The 17,054-nt window shown below is 71.9% G+C and carries 14 protein-coding genes, 2 pseudogenes and 1 riboswitch; of the genes and pseudogenes, 10 read left to right on the top strand and 6 right to left on the bottom strand.

What is annotated here, in order from left to right; translation table 11 throughout:
• The first annotated feature begins 22 nt into the window (after positions 1-22).
• Positions 23-1,723, top strand: a complete 1,701-nt coding sequence (locus ACIREI_RS25955) for a flavin monoamine oxidase family protein (protein WP_403337210.1) — start codon at positions 23-25, stop codon at positions 1,721-1,723.
• A gap of 16 nt (positions 1,724-1,739) precedes the next feature.
• Here the strand turns inward: ACIREI_RS25955 and ACIREI_RS25960 are convergent, their stop codons facing one another.
• Together ACIREI_RS25960 and ACIREI_RS25965 are read right to left on the bottom strand one after the other, a co-directional pair.
• Positions 1,740-2,669, bottom strand: a complete 930-nt coding sequence (locus ACIREI_RS25960; RefSeq protein ID WP_403337213.1) for an LLM class F420-dependent oxidoreductase — start codon at positions 2,667-2,669, stop codon at positions 1,740-1,742.
• Between the two features lie 88 nt (positions 2,670-2,757).
• Positions 2,758-3,444, bottom strand: coding sequence for a DUF5995 family protein (locus tag ACIREI_RS25965; protein ID WP_403337216.1), 687 nt, complete (start codon positions 3,442-3,444; stop codon positions 2,758-2,760).
• A gap of 174 nt (positions 3,445-3,618) precedes the next feature.
• Between ACIREI_RS25965 and ACIREI_RS25970 the strand changes: the two genes are divergently transcribed.
• Positions 3,619-4,767 carry a glycoside hydrolase family 6 protein gene (locus ACIREI_RS25970; RefSeq protein ID WP_403337417.1) on the top strand — a complete coding sequence of 383 codons (1,149 nt, stop codon included), beginning with the start codon at positions 3,619-3,621 and terminating at the stop codon, positions 4,765-4,767.
• An 11-nt stretch (positions 4,768-4,778) separates the two neighbouring features.
• Here the strand turns inward: ACIREI_RS25970 and ACIREI_RS25975 are convergent, their stop codons facing one another.
• Positions 4,779-5,780, bottom strand: a complete 1,002-nt coding sequence (locus ACIREI_RS25975; protein WP_403337420.1) for a GlxA family transcriptional regulator — start codon at positions 5,778-5,780, stop codon at positions 4,779-4,781.
• 168 nt (positions 5,781-5,948) lie between these two features.
• On the opposite strand from ACIREI_RS25975, the gene ACIREI_RS25980 reads away from it, so the two are divergent.
• Complete coding sequence (locus ACIREI_RS25980) at positions 5,949-6,527, top strand: cysteine hydrolase family protein (RefSeq protein ID WP_403337219.1); 579 nt, start codon at positions 5,949-5,951, stop codon at positions 6,525-6,527.
• 404 nt (positions 6,528-6,931) lie between these two features.
• Positions 6,932-8,239, top strand: a complete 1,308-nt coding sequence (locus tag ACIREI_RS25985) for an MFS transporter (RefSeq protein ID WP_403337222.1) — start codon at positions 6,932-6,934, stop codon at positions 8,237-8,239.
• 49 nt (positions 8,240-8,288) lie between these two features.
• Here ACIREI_RS25985 and ACIREI_RS25990 read toward each other — a convergent pair whose 3' ends face one another.
• A complete protein-coding gene (locus tag ACIREI_RS25990) occupies positions 8,289-9,500 on the bottom strand; it encodes an MFS transporter (protein WP_403337225.1) in 1,212 nt (403 codons plus the stop codon).
• A 120-nt stretch (positions 9,501-9,620) separates the two neighbouring features.
• On the opposite strand from ACIREI_RS25990, the pseudogene ACIREI_RS25995 reads away from it, so the two are divergent.
• Both ACIREI_RS25995 and ACIREI_RS26000 read left to right on the top strand, forming a co-directional pair.
• Positions 9,621-10,526: pseudogene (locus ACIREI_RS25995) on the top strand (ROK family transcriptional regulator); the annotation flags it as partial.
• 501 nt (positions 10,527-11,027) lie between these two features.
• A pseudogene (locus tag ACIREI_RS26000) lies at positions 11,028-11,261 on the top strand (ROK family transcriptional regulator); the annotation flags it as partial.
• A 400-nt stretch (positions 11,262-11,661) separates the two neighbouring features.
• Here the strand turns inward: ACIREI_RS26000 and ACIREI_RS26005 are convergent.
• Both ACIREI_RS26005 and ACIREI_RS26010 read right to left on the bottom strand, forming a co-directional pair.
• On the bottom strand, positions 11,662-12,411 hold the full coding sequence (locus ACIREI_RS26005) for an SDR family oxidoreductase (RefSeq protein ID WP_403337228.1): 750 nt from the start codon (positions 12,409-12,411) through the stop codon (positions 11,662-11,664).
• A gap of 93 nt (positions 12,412-12,504) precedes the next feature.
• Positions 12,505-13,404 (bottom strand): RNA polymerase sigma-70 factor, encoded by a 900-nt coding sequence (locus tag ACIREI_RS26010; protein ID WP_403337231.1) that lies wholly within the window; start codon positions 13,402-13,404, stop codon positions 12,505-12,507.
• A gap of 301 nt (positions 13,405-13,705) precedes the next feature.
• Positions 13,706-13,836, top strand: a riboswitch (FMN riboswitch).
• Positions 13,837-13,982: 146 nt separating this feature from the next.
• On the opposite strand from ACIREI_RS26010, the gene ACIREI_RS26015 reads away from it, so the two are divergent.
• Genes ACIREI_RS26015 through ribH form a run of 4 tightly spaced genes read left to right on the top strand, consistent with a single transcriptional unit; the run spans position 13,983 to position 17,032 of the window.
• Positions 13,983-14,600: a riboflavin synthase gene (locus ACIREI_RS26015; protein ID WP_403337234.1), complete on the top strand. Its 618-nt coding sequence runs from the start codon at positions 13,983-13,985 to the stop codon at positions 14,598-14,600.
• Positions 14,597-15,238, top strand: coding sequence for a nicotinamide riboside transporter PnuC (locus ACIREI_RS26020; protein WP_403337237.1), 642 nt, complete (start codon positions 14,597-14,599; stop codon positions 15,236-15,238). Before ACIREI_RS26015 ends, ACIREI_RS26020 begins: the two co-directional genes overlap by 4 nt.
• Positions 15,235-16,524 carry a bifunctional 3,4-dihydroxy-2-butanone-4-phosphate synthase/GTP cyclohydrolase II gene (locus ACIREI_RS26025; protein ID WP_403337240.1) on the top strand — a complete coding sequence of 430 codons (1,290 nt, stop codon included), beginning with the start codon at positions 15,235-15,237 and terminating at the stop codon, positions 16,522-16,524. Before ACIREI_RS26020 ends, ACIREI_RS26025 begins: the two co-directional genes overlap by 4 nt.
• A gap of 22 nt (positions 16,525-16,546) precedes the next feature.
• Positions 16,547-17,032: a 6,7-dimethyl-8-ribityllumazine synthase gene (gene ribH, locus ACIREI_RS26030; RefSeq protein WP_403337243.1), complete on the top strand. Its 486-nt coding sequence runs from the start codon at positions 16,547-16,549 to the stop codon at positions 17,030-17,032.
• Positions 17,033-17,054: the final 22 nt, after the last annotated feature.

A 17,054-nucleotide genomic window follows, 5' to 3' on the forward strand; every position in this document is an offset into this window, starting at 1 on the left:
TTGTGCAAGGAGTCCGCACCCCATGACGTCCACGGTGCCCAACGCCGTCCAGCACGCCGACGAGCAGCAGCCGCCGATCACCATGTTCGGCCCGGACTTCCCGTACGCGTACGACGACTTCCTCGCCCACCCGGCGGGCCTCGGCCAGATACCGGCGACGGAGCACGGCACCGAGGTCGCGGTCATCGGCGGCGGGCTCTCCGGCATCGTGGCCGCGTACGAGCTGATGAAGATGGGCCTCAAGCCGGTCGTGTACGAGGCCGACCAGATCGGCGGGCGGCTGCGGACCGTCGGCTTCGACGGCCCGGGCACCGAGGGCCTGACCGCCGAGATGGGCGCGATGCGCTTCCCGCCGTCCTCCACGGCCCTCCAGCACTACATCGACCTCGTGGGCCTTCAGACCCGTCCCTTCCCCAACCCTCTTGCCGAGGCGACCCCTTCGACGGTCGTCGACCTCAAGGGCGAGTCGCACTACGCCGAGACGATCGAGGACCTCCCGCAGGTCTACCGGGACGTCGCCGCCGCGTGGAACAAGTGCCTCGACGAGGGCGCCGACTTCTCCGACATGAACCGGGCCATGCGCGAGCGTGACGTCCCGCGCATCCGCGAGATCTGGGCGAAGCTCGTCGAGAAGCTCGACAACCAGACCTTCTACGGCTTCCTCTGCGACTCCGAGGCCTTCAAGTCCTTCCGGCACCGCGAGATCTTCGGCCAGGTCGGCTTCGGCACCGGCGGCTGGGACACCGACTTCCCCAACTCCATCCTGGAGATCCTGCGCGTCGTCTACACCGAGGCCGACGACCACCACCGCGGCATCGTCGGCGGCTCCCAGCAGCTGCCGCTGCGCCTGTGGGAGCGCGAGCCGGAGAAGATCGTCCACTGGGCCCACGGCACCTCGCTGGCGAGCCTGCACGAGGACGGCGCGCCCCGCCCGGCCGTGACCCGGCTGCACCGCACCGCGGGCAACCGGATCACCGTGACCGACGCGAACGGCGACATCCGTACCTACCAGGCGGCCGTCTTCACCGCGCAGTCCTGGATGCTGCTGTCGAAGATCGCCTGCGACGACTCGCTGTTCCCGATCGACCACTGGACGGCCATCGAGCGCACCCACTACATGGAGAGCTCGAAGCTGTTCGTGCCCGTCGACCGGCCCTTCTGGCTGGACAAGGACGAGGACACCGGCCGGGACGTCATGTCGATGACGCTCACCGACCGTATGACCCGCGGGACCTACCTCCTCGACGACGGTCCGGACAAGCCCGCCGTCATCTGCCTGTCGTACACCTGGTGCGACGACAGCCTGAAGTGGCTGCCGCTGTCCGCGAACGAGCGGATGGAGGTCATGCTGAAGTCGCTCGGCGAGATCTATCCGAAGGTCGACATCCGCAAGCACATCATCGGCAACCCGGTGACGGTGTCGTGGGAGAACGAGCCGTACTTCATGGGCGCGTTCAAGGCCAACCTGCCGGGCCACTACCGCTACCAGCGGCGCCTGTTCACGCACTTCATGCAGGACCGGCTGGCCGAGGACAAGCGGGGCATCTTCCTCGCCGGTGACGACATCTCCTGGACGGCCGGCTGGGCCGAGGGCGCGATCCAGACCGCGCTGAACGCGGTCTGGGGCGTCATGCACCACTTCGGCGGGGCCACCGACCCGACCAACCCGGGGCCGGGCGACCTGTACGACGAGATCGCGCCGGTCGAGCTGCCCGAGGACTGAGCCACCTGGAGGCGGATCAGATCCCGGCGGCCCGCGCCTTCTCGTACACCTGAGCGGCGACGTCCTTGAGTTCCTGGGCGTCGCGCACGGTGCTCTGGAGGTCGACGAAGATCTCGTCCAGGCCGACCTCGGCGTACGCGGCCAGGTCCTCGACGATCTGGTCCACGCTGCCGTGGAAGGGCGGGCGGTCGGGGCCCTCGTAACCCTTGGCGGAATAGCGCGCGTTGGTGCGCACGACCGTCCGGATCGGTTCCGTGCGCCCCCGCTCGGCCGCCAGGTCCTGCAACTCCTGCCACTGCTCGGCCAGCGACTCGGCGCTCAGGGCGACGGGCATCCACCCGTCGGCGTGGTCCACCAGCCGGCGGCGCGCCTTGGGGGTGGCGGCGGCGAGCAGGATCGGGATGGGCCGGGCCGGCTTGGGGCCGACCACGGCGGGGGCGATCTTCGTGATCCGGCCGTCGTACGACACCGGGTCCGGGCCCCAGACCGCGCGGCAGACCTCCAGCACCTCGTCGAGGACCCGGCCGCGCTCCTCGAAGGGACGGACGGCGGCGGCCGCGTACTCGTCGTGCGACCATCCGGTGCCCAGGCCCGCGACGAGGCGGCCGCCGCTCGCCGCGTCCAGGGTCGCGAGCGACTTGGCGAGCTGGAAGGGCACGTGCAGCGGGGCCACCAGCACGCTGGTGCCGAGCCGGGCCCGCTCGGTGGCCGCGGCCGCCAGCGTGAGTGTGACCAGCGGGTCGGCGACCCCGCGGTAGTCGTCCGGCCAGGGCAGGCCCTCGATGCCGTACAGGCCCTGAGTGGCGGGCTCGGGGAACAGGGCGCGCTCGTACACCCACAGGCTCTCGTAGCCGACCGCCTCGGCGGCGCGCGCCACGTCCGGGACGTCCCTGCCGAGGTCGTACTGCCTGTTCTGGGGGAGTGCGAGTCCGAGCCGAGTCGCCATGCCTGTGCTCCTTCGCAAGAGGTCCAGTCATGTCGAACGTACAACGTTCATCTACTGGTTGAGATGCCTCGGCGCGGGAGTGGCCGGATCAGTCCGGCAGTGGCGTGAGCAGCATGCGTCCCGCGAACCCCACCGCCCCGTCCAGCCGCTCGGTGAACTCCTCGGCGAGGTCCGGCAGTCGGCGCAGCGCCCACAGGGCGCGGGCCGCCGACCAGGTGGCGTCCCGGGCCCGCTCCAGGCTCCAGGAACCGAGCAGATGGGTGAGCGGGTCGGCGATCTGGAACAGGTCGGGGCCCGGCATCAGATCTTCGCGGATGCGCTCCTCCAGCGAGACGAGGAGATCACCCACGCGGTCGAACTCGTCCTCCAGCTCGGCGGGTTCGCAGTCGAGGCTACGGCAGGTGTCCACGACGGCGAGCGCCAGGTCGTGCCCGATGTGCGCGTTGATGCCCGCGAGCGCGAACTGCAGCGGACGTACGCCGGGATGGCGGCGCATCTGGAACAGGGGCCGCCAGCAGGCGGGCGGGCGCCCCTCCTCCTGGGCCGTGCGCACCGCCGCGAGATACCGCTCCGCGAACCGCACGTCCAGCGTGATCGCGGCCCGCGCGTCCGTGAACCGGCCGCCGTCGATGTGCCGGTCGACCGCCTCCGTGACGGTGAGGTAGACGCGGTTGAAGACCGCGACTCCGTCGGCTTGGGGCAGGGTCGCGTCGAGGGCGCGCATACGGGAGATGACCGCGTCCACGGGTGTGGTGAATTGTTCGCATTGCGCCATGGGGGCAGAGTCCCAGCTTTAGGCTGGCGGGAGTGTCGGCGGGCCCGGCGCTTCCCCAGAACGGGGGAACGCGCTCGCTGTCGGGGGAGGGGGAGCAGGACCGTGCCAGGCTTACGTGCCCAGCGACTGGCCGCACGCAGGTCCGAGCGCAGGAGGGCGGTACGGCGCCACGCCATGGTCGTGGCCGCCTTCGCGGTGGTCGCCGTCGGCTCCGCGACCGGCATGATCTCCGCGCTCGACGACAGGGGGCGCTCCGACGAGGCCGGGCCGCCCGCGACGACGCGCTCGCCGAGCCTGGAGCCCCTGCCGCTCGTGCCCTCGGCCTCCCCGTCGGTCACCAAGTCCCCTTCGCCGACGGCCGCTTCACCGACACCGAGGAGGCAGGCCCGCCCCACGAGTCCCGCGAGCCCCACGCCCTCGCCGACCAGGACCGAGCGGAAGCAGCAGCCGGCCGTGGTGTCCGCCCGTCTCTACCGCCACCCCGACTCCCAGGTCCTCGAATGGGTCCGCGCCCACGCCGGCGACCCGCGCCACGCCGTCATCGAGTCCCGGATCGCCGCCCAGCCGGCCGCGGTGTGGTTCGCCGACTTCACACCGCAGACCGTCACCGCCCGGGTCCGCGCGGTCACTTCGGGCGGCGCGGCGCTGGGGCGGGTGCCGGTGGTCGTGCCGTACGCGATACCGGACCGTGACTGCGGCGGGTACTCCGAGGGCGGGGCGCCCGACCTCGACGCGTACGACGCCTGGATCGACAGGTTCGCCGCGGGGCTGGGCTCCGGCGACGTCATCGTGATCCTGGAGCCCGACGCCGTCGCCCAGTCCGAGTGCCTCTCCGCGAGGGAACGCGCCGACCGCTTCGCCTCGTTGGCCCGCGCGGGCCGCGCCTTCAAGGAGGCGAACCCGAAGGCGCGCGTGTACTACGACGCCGGGCACTCCGGCTGGAACACGCCCGCGAAGCAGGCGGAGCGGCTGAAGCAGGCCGGCGCCGCCTCGGCCGCGTCCTCCGACGGCATCTTCAGCAACGTCTCCAACTTCCACGCCACGAGCGACGAGATCGCCTACGACCGACAGGTCCTCGACGCCCTCGGCGGCCCGGCGGGTCTGGGCGCCGTCATCGACACCAGCCGCAACGGCGCCGGGGCTCCGGCGGACGGGGAGTGGTGCGATCCGGCGGGCCGCAAGCTGGGCCGGGCGCCGACGCTGAGTACCGGTGAGGCGCGGATCGACGCCTATCTGTGGGTGAAGCTGCCGGGGGAGTCGGACGGGTGCAAGGGGAGGCCGGGGACCTTCACGGCGTCGTACGCCTATGACTTGGCGCGCTGAGGGAAGGCGCTCTACGGCGTGGGCCGGGCGGCGCGGAACCGGGCCCGGTACTCGCTCGGCGTCGTGGCGAGGCGGCGGCGGAACGCCCGGATCAGGGTGTCGACGGTGCCGAACCCGCAGCGGGAGGCGATCCGTTCGAGTGTGTCGTCGGTGGTCTCCAGGAAGTTTCCGGCCAGCTCCACCCGGGCCGCCTCGACGTAGGCGTGCGGGGTCGTGCCGAGTTCGGTCTTGAAGATCCGGGTCAGCTGCCGGTCGCTGACATGCGCGTACGCGGCCAGGTCCGGGACGGTCAGGGGCCGGTCGATGTTGTTCAGGATGTGGTGCCGGAGATCTTCGACACGGCGCGTCGTGGACACCTGCTCCAACGGCACGCTGAACTGCGCCTGCCCGCCGGGCCGCTTCATGTACATCACGAGCTGGCGGGCGACGCCCAGCGCGACGGCCTCGCCGAAGTCCTCCGCGACCAGCGCGAGTGACAGGTCCAGGCAGGCGCTGATCCCCGCGCCGGTCCAGACCTCGCCCGCCTCGCGGATGAAGATCGGATCCGGGTCGACCCGCACCGCCGGATGGTCGGCGGCGAGCCGCTCGGCGGTGGACCAGTGCGTCGTGGCGCGCTTGCCGTCGAGGAGCCCCGCGGCGGCGAGGAGGTGCGCACCGACGCACACCGAGGCCACGCGCCGGGCGCGGGCGGCCAACGACTTCACCCGGGCCACCGTGCCGGGCTCGACGACGGGGTGGATGCGGTGCTCGCCGTCGACCTCGACCGAGCCGGGCACCAGCAGGGTGTCGATCGCCCGTGCGCCGACCTCGTCGAACGTGGTGTCGGGCAGGATCCGCACACCCGCCGCCGTCGTCACCGGCTCCGGTGTCTCGGCGGCCAGCACGACCTCGTAGCCGACTCGCTCCGTGGTCTCGCGCGGGACGAGGGAGAACACCTCCGGCGGGCCGGTGACGTCGAGGAGGTCGACACCTTCGAACAGCACGACGACGATCAACCGGTTCACGGTCCCCACCTGCAGCCCCGTCTCGCTCACGGACACGGGCGTCGGTTTCTGCAAACAGTGCGTCATTGCCGACATCCCGGTGCGCCCCATAGCGTCGTATGTGTGTTCAACGGTCTGTTGAACAGCGGTCTGTCGGACAACTTACTCAAGTCCCCGGAACAACCCTGGAGAAGACCTGTGGCAAGCAAGACGCTGCGCGAACTCGACGGCGCCGACACCACCCCGGCGGCCCTCGCCTCCTCGACGCTCATCCTCGTCGACTACCAGAACACCTACACCCGCGGTGTGATGGAACTCGACGGCTGGAAGCCCGCCCTGGAAGCGGCGTCGGACCTGCTGTCCCGCGCCCGCCGGGCCGGAGCCGCGGTCATCCACGTCCAGCACGACGACGGCGAGGGTTCGCCCTACGACATCCGTGCGGAGACCGGCGCGATCCACCCCGATGTGGCGCCGATGGACGGCGAGCCCGTGGTCGTCAAGCAGGCCCCGGACGCCTTCCACGGGACCGAACTCGGCAAGCTCGTGGACGAGGCCGGGAACGAGACCGTGATCGTCGCCGGTTTCATGACCCACATGTGCATCGCGTACACCGCGGCGTCGGCGGCGCTGCGCGGCAACAAGCCGACCGTTCCGGCGGACGCGTGCGCCACCCGGTCGATCGTGGACGTGTCCGCCGACGAGCTGCACCGCAGTGCGCTGGCGGCCATCGCCGACGCGTACGGCGTGGTCGTCGCCTCCGGCGCGGAGCTGGCCTGACATGACGGAGCGGAAGCGGTAGCGGCGGGAGGAGCAGAGCGGCAGGTCCCGCAGCGGGTTTCCTGAAGGTCGGCGGTGCGGACGACGCTGCGCGGGCTGGGCGGCCTGGCCGACAAGCCGGCTTCGCGCACTGGCAGCCGGCTCGTCCGGCTGACGAAGGTGACGTGATGCCGACTGTCGCGTCGGCCCGCCGACGGCTAGAGTCCGGGCCCGGCGAGTCGTCCACGAGGAGCTGAGACATGGTCGGTCTTCCGAGCGCGCGTTGACGTTGTAGGCCCTGACCGGCCTGTCATCGCGTGCTGCCCTTGATGTCGCGGCACAGCGAGCCTTTCCCTGCCTGATCTGCCGGTGCACCTTTCGAGTGCTCGGCGGCGGGCCTCGTTGTCGGCGACCCAAGGGATCCCGTGCCGTCCGCTTCCTCCGCTGTATCCGGTTCCGATCGGCCTGTTCCGTCAAGCCTGTGGCGGGACGTCGACTTTCGTCGTCTCTGGTTGGGGCAGACGGCCTCCCAACTCGGTGAACACGCAAGTCTCGTGGTTCTGCCGCTGCTCGCCGTCCTGACGCTCGACGCCAGTGCCGGCCAGCTGGGTGTCCTCCGTGCGGTGGGGCAGGCGCCGATCCTGTTGCTCTCGCTCTTCGCCGGCGCGTGGGTGGACAGATGGCGGACCCGTACGACGATGGTGCTCACGGACGCCGGTCGGGCCCTGGCCCTGGGCGCCGCCGCCCTGGCCGGTCTCCTCGGCTGGCTCGGCCTGCCCGGCCTGCTCGCGCTCGCCTTCGCCGTCGGGGCCCTGTCCGTGTTCTTCGACGTGGCCTACCAGGCGTCTCTCGTACGGCTGGTGCGGCGTGACCAACTGGTGCGAGGCAACAGCGCGCTCGAGGGCAGCCGGTCCGCGGCCCAGATCGGCGGCCCCGCCCTCGGCGGTGCGCTGGTGTCCCTGTTCTCGGCCCCGGTCGCGGCCGCCTCCGGCGCGCTGTTCTTCGCGCTGTCGTTCCTGTCGATCCGGCGGATCCGCCGAGCCGAATCGCTCCCGGAGCGCCCGGCACGCCCCCCTCGGGTCTGGCGGCGGATCCATGAGGGTCTGCGGTTCGTCGTCGGCGACACCGCGCTGCGGACCGTGTGTCTCGCCTCGGCCGCCTTCCAGTTCTCCTTCGCGGCCATGATGACCGTCTACCTGCTCTTCCTGCCGCGGGAACTGCACCTGTCGGGCACCGTCGTAGGGCTGGCGCTGGCGGCGGCGGGACCGGGTGCCCTCCTGGGCTCACTGCTGGCCGCCCGCCTGCCGGGCCGGTTCGGTCATGGCGCGGTGCTCGTGTGCGCGGCGGCACTCGGCGACGGTGCGTTCCTGTGTGTACCCGCACTGCACGGCTCCTCCGCGGTGACGGTCCCCGTGCTCCTCGCGGTCGGCTTCGTGTTCGGGTTCGGCGGCCAGTTGGTGAACGTCACGGTGATGGCCGTCCGGCAGGCCGTCACCCCGGACGGGATGCAAGGCCGTGCGGCCGCGACCATCACGTTCGTGGGCATGGGGATGACCCCGCTCGGTTCACTCCTCGGCGGATTCCTCGCCGAAGAGTGGGGGCTGCGTACCAGCCTCCTGGTGACGGCCGCGGGCATGATGCTGTCCCCGGTGGTGATGGCCTTGTCCCCCCTCGCACGCCTGGGACGGGAGCTTCCGGCCGCTCACGACGCGCCGGACGGCCGCCCGTCCTGAAGCGGACGGGCGGCGTACCAGCCCGATGGGGATGCCGCGGTCGCGGCCCTCAGGGGCGCGGGTCGGGAACGGCCGCCTCGGGGCGGCCGACCTGAGGGCGCTCGCGGTCGCCGGCGCGCAGGACGCCCGCGAACACGGCGAGGCCGGAGGCCAGAACGGTGACCACGCAGAACGACACCATCAGACTGGTCGCCTGGGCCAGACCGCCGATCGCGCTGGGGGCGACGAGACCCGAGGTGTACGTGATCGTCGCGACGCCCGCGATGGCCTGACTGGGGTTGGGGCCGCTGCGTCCCGCCGCCGCGAAGCACAGCGGGACGACCACCGCGATGCCCAGGCCCAGCAGCGCGAACCCGGCCATCGCCACCGCCGGATGGTCCGACACGACGATCAGCACCCCGCCGAGCGTGGCGAGAACGCCGCTGCACCGGACCGTGCGCACGGCGCCGTAGCGGTCCACCACCTTGTCGCCGGCGATCCGGGCGAGCGCCATCGTGAGCGTGAAGCCGGTCGTGCACGCCGCCGCGAGACCGGCCGAGGTCCCCAGCTGGTCACGCAGATAGACCGCCGACCAGTCCAGGCTCGCGCCCTCCGCGAAGACTGCGCAGAACCCGACCGCGCCGATCAGCAGCGCCGAACGGGGCGGCAGCGCGAACCGGGGCGGCGGCTCCTCGTCCTCGGCGGGCTGAAGATCGAGGACCCACTGACAGGCCAGGACGCCGAGGAAGGTGAGGGCGGCCGCGGCCAGTGCGTGGTGCAGCCGGGCGTCGGTGCCCAGGTGCGCCGCGAGCGTGCCGGCCGCCGAGCCGATCAGGGCGCCCGCGCTCCACATGCCGTGCAGCCCGGACATGATCGACCGGTCGAGGCGGTTCTCGACCTCGACGCCGAGCGCGTTCATCGCCACGTCCGCCATGCCCGCCGTGGCGCCGAAGGCGAACAGGGCCAGGCACAGGGTCAGCAGGTTGGGGGCGATCGAGGGCAGGATGAGGGCCAGGGTCCACAGGGCGATCAGTCCGCGCAGGGCGTTCCGGGCGCCGAAGCGGTGGCTGATGCTGCCGGCCAGCGGCATCGCCACGGAGGCGCCGAGTGCGGGGAAGGCGAGCGCCAGCCCCAGCTGTCCGGGGCTGACCCCGGCGTGGTCCTGGATCCACGGCACCCGTGTCGCGAACGAGCCGGTGACAGCGCCGTGCACGGCGAAGACGGCCGCCACGGCGTACCGGGCGCGCTTGACCTCGCGCTGTTCGTCGACCACTGCGCTCATTCTGCGGCCCCTCCCTGGTTCGCGGCCCACTGTCGGTTCCGGGCCTGCGGTCGCCGCCGTAAACTATCAGGGACCCTGCCTGATAGATAGCGGATAAACCAGCCGTGGGAGGATCCCGGCATGCCCGCATCCCCGAGCACCGCCCGGGCCATCAACGACCGGCTCGCCCTGCGCCTGCTCCAGCAGGAGGGCCCGTTGACGGCAGGGCAGTTGAAGCAGCTGACCGGCCTGTCCCGGCCGACCGTCGCCGACCTCGTCGAACGCCTCACCGCCGCCGGCCTGATCGCGGTGGTCGGCGAGGCGGGGGAACAGCGGCGCGGGCCGAACGCCAAGCTGTACGGCATCGTCGCCGACCGCGCCCATCTGGCGGCGCTGGACGTGCGTACCGAGGGCGTCTCGGTGGTCGTGTCCGACCTGGTCGGGGCCGTGCTCGCGGAGGCGTCGGTGCCGATCGGCGGCGACACGGGGACCGGGCCCGCCGTGGAACAGGCGGTGGCGCTGGTGGAGCGGGTCGTGAAGGAGGCGGGCGCGGACCGGCTCCATACCGTGGGCATCGGCGCCCCGGGCCTCATCGACCCGGCCAGCGGTGAGCTGCGCGACTCGACCGGCCTTCCCGCATGGCACCGCCGCCTGGTGGCCGCGCTTCAGGAACGGTTTCCCGAGGCCCGCGTCAACGTCGAGAACGAGACCAACCTCGCCGCCCTCGCGGAACAGCGCGACGGAGCGGCCCGGGGCCGGGACACCTTCGTCCTGCTGTGGCTCGGCCACGGCACCGGCGCGGCCGTGGTCCTCGACGGCGCCCTGCGCCGCGGGGCCTCCGGCGGGACCGGCGAGATCGGGTTCCTGCCGGTGCCGGGCACGGTGGGGCTGCCGTCGGCGGTGGACTGCGAGGGGGGATTCCACTCGCTGGCGGGGTCGGCGGCGGTGGTGGAGCTGGCGGGCGCGCACGGTCTGAGCCTGGAGAGCGCCGCTGTGCACGAGCCGCCGGCGGCGGGGGTGGTCAGGGAAGCCGTGGCGCTGGTCGGCGAGGGAGCGGGTCAGCGGCCTGCGGGGCGGGGAAGCCCGACGCCCGCCTACGACGGCCCGGAAGGGGCCGAGACGACCAGCCCCTCGGACGCAGCGCCCCCTGCCTCGGCCGCCGTCGACGAGCGGGCAGCGGCGACGCAGGCGACCGACAGTGCGGACGGCCCAGCCGCGGCACGCCCCTCGAACACCCCGGGGCGGGCCGACCTGCATCCCACCACCGCGCGGCCTGCCGAGCCGTCCCGCCCCTACGGCACACCCGCCGAGGCGTCCCATGCCTCCGGCCCCGTGGTGTTCGCCGGCCCACATCGCGACGCGGTGGCTGCCGAGCGGTCTCACGGTCTGGCGTCTGCCGAGCGGTCTCATGGCCTGGCGCCTGCTGACCGGTCTCATGGCCTGGCGTCTGCCGACCAGCCTCATGGTCCGGCCTCCGCCCAACAACCTCAGGGCCCGGCCTCCGCCGACCGTTTTCTCGACGCTCTCGCCGACCGCCTCGCCATCGGTGTCGCCTCGGTGGTCGCGATCCTCGATCCCGGTTGCGTGGTCCTCGGCGGAGAGGTCGGGCAGGCCGGCGGGGACGTGCTGGCCCGGCGTGTGGAGGAGCGGGTCCGGCGGATGTCGCCGTTGGTGACGGTGGTCCGACCCAGCGGACTGGGCGGCGGCGCCGTGCTGCGCGGCGCACTGCTCACCGCACGGGACGCCGCCCAGGACGACCTGTTCGCACCGCCGGAACGGTAACCCGCCCGCTCCCACCTACAACGCCCCTCCAAGGGCGGGCCCTTGCAGAGGCAGACCGACTGGCCGGGAGTGCCGTTCAGGGCGTAGCCGTGCCTGGAGTCGCTGGTCAGGGCGCGGCCGTCCCTGGCACCCGCCACTCAGAGCCTGTCCCCCTCGGACCGCCGATTCGGACCGCCGATCAGGCGCCGTCCGCCGGCACTCGCGCCCGCCCGGGCAGTCGCCGCTGCCTTTGGAAGCCTGGCCGAGCCCCTGCCTGGGAAGCGCTGCTCAGGGCCTACCGCCCCTGGACCGCCTTCAGGCGCCGCTCAATCCGCGCCCCGGACCGCCGCCGATCAAGCGCCACCCACGCCCACCCGCCCTGACCAACCGCCAGGCCACCCACACCCCATGGAAGCGCCGGTCAGCGCCCCCGCCCCCCAATCCGCCCCACATACTCCTCGAACGTCCCCTTGCCCACCGCCCGCTCCGGCGTCAGATGTCCGCCCGAGCGGAACCCCCGGTACGCCTTCCCCCACAGCGGCACGTTCACCACGGCCCGCTTCCGTCCCGTCGCCTTGAGGTAGGCGCGGGCCAGGGAATCGAGGGTCCGTACCTCGGGGCCGCCCATGTCGGCGACCCGCCCCGCGGGGGCCGCGAGGGCCAGCTGGGCGAGCCGGTCCGCGACCTCCGCCACCTCGACCGGCTGGTCCTTCACCCGGGCCGGCAGCAGCATGACCGGCGACTTCGACAGGATCGCGAACACCCGTACGAGGAGGTCGTGGAACTGCGTCGCCCGAAGCACGGTCCAGCCGAGCCCCGACTCCTCGATCAGCCCCTCCACGGCCAGCTTGCTCCGGTAGTAGCCGAACGGCACCCGGTCGATGCCGACGATCGAGATGTAGACCAGGTGCCGTACGCCCGCCCTGCGCGCCGCCGCGATCAGATGCGCCGCCGCCTCCTCGTCGCCACCGCCCGGCGAGCTCGCGCAGTGCACGATCGTGTGCACGCCCGCCACCGCCGCGTCCAGACCGGCGCCCCCCTTGCGCAGATCGACGGCGTACGGCTGGGCGTGCCGGCTCAGCACCCGCACCTCGTGCCCGTCCGCGCGCAACCGCTCGGTGACGAGCCGGCCGAGTGTTCCGGTGCCGCCGGTCACCAGAATGGTGGTCATGCTGTTCAGCCCCTTCGGACGCCGGGCGCTCCCGGGTGGAGCGCCCCTCGTCAACTGGGACCGAATACCTGGTGCGGAATGTGACAGCCGGCCTCAGGGGGCCTTCTGTGCCCCGGCCAGCTGACGGCCCGCGAAGCCCAGCTTGTCCGGGTTCACCACGGCTCGGGCGTGCACGACGAGACCGTCGCTCAGTTCGAGCGCGACCACGCCGAGAAGCGTGTCGCCCGCCCAGGCGGCCACCGCCGGCTCGCCGTTGATCTCGGCCGTCGTGAAGCGCACGCCCTCCATGAACCGCTCGACCACGCCCACCAGGAAGCGGGACACCTTCTCCCGGCCCTCGACCGGCCGCCGGGCCGACGAGACCTTGCCACCACCGTCGCTCGACCAGACCACGTCGGCCGCCAGCAGCTTCTCCAGCCGGGCCAGATCACCGTCCCGGGCCGCGGCCACGAAGGACGCGACGAGCTCCTCCTGCCGCTCGGGAGCCGGCTCGAACCGCGACCGCGCCTCACCCACCCGCTGGACCGCCCGCCGGTACAGCTGGCGGCAGTTGGCCTCGGTCAGGTCCAGCACCTCGGCGATCTCCCGGTGGCCGTAAGCGAACGCCTCCCGCAGGACGTACACGGCCCGCTCGGTCGGTGTGAGCCGCTCCAGCAGGACCAGCATCGCCATGGACACGGCGTCGCGCTGTTCGGCGGACTCCAGCGGTCCGAGCGTGCCGTCCGAGGTGATCACGGGCTCCGGCAGCCAGGGCCCGACGTACTGCTCGCGCCGGGCCCTCGCCGAAGTCAGCCGGGTGAGGCAGAGGTTGGTGACGACCTTGGCGAGCCAGGCCGCCGGATGTTCGATCCGCGCACGGTCGGCGCCGCTGAAACGCAGATAGGCGTCCTGGACGGTGTCCTCGGCCTCCTCGGCGGAGCCCAGCATCCGATAGGCCAGGCCGAACAGCCGGGGGCGGTGGGTCTCGAACTCGTCGGCGGTCGCGGTCGTCATGCCGTCACCCTGCCAGAACCACCGGAAGCGGGACTTGGGAGACCCGGCGGCGGGCAAGGGCCGTCGTCACCGCCGCCGGGTCGTCTGGGCGGGGTTCTGCAGACTCCGAGGCCTCCCGAACCCCAATGGCGTTCGTGTCCGCGGAAGTTGCGCTGACACTAGAGAGGACTAGACCAGTGCGTCAATAGGTATGGACCAATCCCCGATCGAAGAAATCCAGCCATGCAGCCTGTGAGGCACCCCACAGCATTCGCCCGCATGGACGCCGATCAGGCGTGGCACACTGGCCCTGTACCAGAAGCAGCGCACTCCGGGGTCGGTGAAAGTCCGAACCGGCGGTTACAGTCCGCGACCCGGTCGCCTCCAGCGGCCGGTTGACCAGGTGAAATTCCTGGACCGACGGTTAAAGTCCGGATGGGAGGCAGTGCGCGGCGGGCGGGCATTCGTGCGCGCCGCCGTACCGGTTCGTCATGGAGGCGAGCCCTGTCCGGCGTCGCCCCCGGTGTCCCTGCTCGTACATTCTGTCGTCATCGACAGCCCCGGAGTCCGTGCCCGAATGAGGCAGGAGGACCCGGGAAGTGTTCACCGGAATCGTCGAAGAGCTGGGCCACGTCACGGCTGTCGAGAGCCTCGACGACGCGTCTCGCTTCCGACTGCGCGGCCCCGTCGTCACCGAAGGCGCGAAGCACGGCGACTCCATCGCGGTCAACGGCGTCTGCCTCACGGTCGTCGACCACGAGGGCGACGAGTTCACCGCCGACGTCATGGCGGAGACGCTCGACCGCTCGAGCCTGGGTGCCCTCACCGTCGGCTCGCGCGTCAACCTCGAACGTCCCACCGCCGTCGGCGCCCGGCTCGGCGGGCACATCGTGCAGGGTCACGTCGACGGCACCGGCGAGGTGCTGGAGCGCAAGCCGTCCGAGAACTGGGAGATCGTGAAGATCTCGCTCCCCGCGGACCTCTCCCGCTACGTCGTCGAGAAGGGCTCCATCACCGTCGACGGCATCAGCCTCACCGTCGTCGACGCCGGCCCCGACTACTTCACCGTCAGCCTCATCCCCACCACCCTCGACCTGACCACGCTCGGCCTGAAGCAGCCCGGCGACCCGGTCAACCTCGAGGTCGACGTCATCGCGAAGTACGTCGAGCGGATGCTGGGCGACCGGCTCTCCTCCGAAGGGGCGACGGCCAAGTGAACTCGCTGAACTCCGAGGCCTTCACCCTGTTCGGCCAGCACATCCTCTGGTCGGACATGATCGGCAACCTCTTCGGCCTGGCCGCCCTCGCCCTCGGCTGGCGACGCTCCATATGGACCTGGCCCGTGCAGTTCCTGGCCGGCCTGATCCTCTTCGGCGCCTTCTTCGGCCACCTCACCGGCAGCGCCGGCAAGCAGGCGGTCGTCATGCTCGTCGCGCTGTACGGCTGGTGGCAGTGGCAGCGCGGCAAGGGGCAGACCAAGGACGGCCACATCGCCGTACGGTTCGCCACCTGGCGCGAGCGCGGCGCGATGATCGCCGCGGCCGCCGCAGGCACCGTCGCGGTGGCGCTGCTCTTCAAGGCGTACCCCACCCTGTCCTGGGACCCCTGGCCCGACGCCTACATCTTCGTCGGCACCATCGTCGCCATGTACGCCCAGGCGCGCGGCATGGTCGAGTTCTGGTTCGCCTGGCTGCTCGTCGACCTGGTCGGCGTGCCCCTCAACTTCGCGAACGGCTACGCCTTCTCCGGCTTCGTCTACGTCATCTACGGCGCACTCGTCCTGTGGGGCATGCGCGACTGGTGGCTGCGCTCCCGCGAGGACGCGCGGCCCGTCCTGGAAGGAGCGCCGGCATGACCACGGCACCGATCCTGTACAGCACCGAAGGCTTCGAGGACCTCAAGCTCGACCCCATCGAGCGGGCCATCGCCGACATCGCCGCGGGCCGCCCCGTCGTGGTCGTCGACGACGAGGACCGCGAGAACGAGGGCGACCTCGTCATCGCCGCCGAACACGCCACGCCCGAGATCGTCGCGTTCATGATGAGCGAGTGCCGCGGCCTGATCTGCGCCCCCATGGAGCCCGAGGAGCTCGACCGGCTGGGACTCCAGCAGATGGTCGACGACAACACCGAGTCGATGAAGACCGCGTTCACCGTGTCCGTGGACGCCTCCGCCGCGCACGGTGTGACCACCGGCATCTCGGCCTCCGACCGGGCGACCACGCTCCAGCTCCTCGCGAGCGGCACGGCGGAGCCGTCGGACCTCGTCCGCCCCGGCCACATCTTCCCGCTGCGCGCCAGGTCCGGCGGCGTCCTCGTCCGCAATGGCCACACCGAGGCGGCCGTCGACCTCGCCCGCCTGGCGGGGCTGCGCCCGGCCGGCGCCATCGTCGAGATCGCCGGCGAGGACGGCGAGATGCTGCGGCTGCCCGAGCTGATCCCGTTCGCCCGCAAGCACGGCCTGACGATCATCTCCATCGAGGACCTCATCGCCTACCGCCGCTCCGCCGAGCCCACCGTCCGTCGCGAGGCCGAGACCCGGCTCCCCACCGCCCACGGCACCTTCACGGCGTACGGCTACCGCTCCACCGTCGACGGCGTCGAGCACGTCGCCCTCGTGCACGGCGAGATCGGCGACGGCGAGGACGTCCTGGTCCGCGTCCACTCCGAGTGCCTCACCGGTGACGTGTTCGGCTCCCTGCGCTGCGACTGCGGCCCCCAGCTGGACGCCTCCCTGCAGCGCATCCAGGCCGAGGGCAGGGGAGTGGTGGTCTACCTGCGCGGACACGAGGGGCGCGGCATCGGCCTGCTCTCCAAGCTGCGCGCGTACGAACTCCAGGAGAACGGCCGCGACACCCTCGACGCCAACCTCGAACTCGGCCTGCCCGCCGACGCCCGCGACTACGGCGCCGGCGCGCAGATCCTGACGGACCTCGGGATCACCAGCGTCCGCCTGATGACCAACAACCCCGACAAGAGCGACGCCCTCGTCCGGCACGGCATCAAGGTCTCCGACCGCGAGCCGATGCCTGTACAGGCGGGCGAGCACAACCTCCGCTACCTGCGCACCAAGCGGGACCGGATGGGACACGACCTGCCCTGGCTGGACACGGCCCCCGTGTCCACCTGCAGCAACCAGTAGCACAACGAGGAGACACACGAACGTGAGCGGCAAGGGCGCACCGGAGCTGTCCGTACGCAATGTGGGCGACCTTCGGGTCGCGGTCATCGCGGCGCAGTGGCACGACAAGGTGATGGACGGTCTGGTCAACGGCGCCCTGCGCGCCCTGCACGACCTGGGGATCGACGAGCCGACCCTGCTCCGGGTCCCCGGCAGCTGGGAACTCCCGGTGGTCGCCAAGGTCCTGGCGGGCCGCGGCTACGACGCGATCGTGGCCCTCGGCGTCGTCATCCGCGGCGGCACGCCGCACTTCGAGTACGTGTGCCAGGGCGTGACCCAGGGGCTGACCCAGGTCTCGGTCGAGACCGGCGTCCCCGTCGGCTTCGGCGTGCTGACCTGCGACACCGAGGAACAGGCCCTGGACCGGGCGGGCATCGAAGGCTCCAGCGAGGACAAGGGACACGAGGCGGTGACGGCGGCCGTGGCGACCGCGGCCACCCTCCGCTCAGTATCTGAACCCTGGCGCTGACGAAACGGATATGTGGCATAGG

Source organism: Streptomyces sp. NPDC093591, assembly GCF_044764885.1.
GTDB lineage: Bacteria > Actinomycetota > Actinomycetes > Streptomycetales > Streptomycetaceae > Streptomyces.

Bases quoted from the DNA above. Each gene is read 5' to 3' on its own strand.
- ACIREI_RS25970 (WP_403337417.1), top strand. From the start codon at position 3,619: ATGGTCGTGGCCGCCTTCGCGGTGGTCGCCGTCGGCTCCGCGACCGGC.
- ACIREI_RS26010 (WP_403337231.1), bottom strand. From the start codon at position 13,404: ATGACGACCGCGACCGCCGACGAGTTCGAGACCCACCGCCCCCGGCTG.
- ACIREI_RS25960 (WP_403337213.1), bottom strand. From the start codon at position 2,669: ATGGCGACTCGGCTCGGACTCGCACTCCCCCAGAACAGGCAGTACGAC.
- ACIREI_RS26025 (WP_403337240.1), top strand. From the start codon at position 15,235: ATGACCACGGCACCGATCCTGTACAGCACCGAAGGCTTCGAGGACCTC.
- ACIREI_RS26005 (WP_403337228.1), bottom strand. From the start codon at position 12,411: ATGACCACCATTCTGGTGACCGGCGGCACCGGAACACTCGGCCGGCTC.
- ACIREI_RS25955 (WP_403337210.1), top strand. From the start codon at position 23: ATGACGTCCACGGTGCCCAACGCCGTCCAGCACGCCGACGAGCAGCAG.
- ACIREI_RS25965 (WP_403337216.1), bottom strand. From the start codon at position 3,444: ATGGCGCAATGCGAACAATTCACCACACCCGTGGACGCGGTCATCTCC.
- ACIREI_RS25990 (WP_403337225.1), bottom strand. From the start codon at position 9,500: ATGAGCGCAGTGGTCGACGAACAGCGCGAGGTCAAGCGCGCCCGGTAC.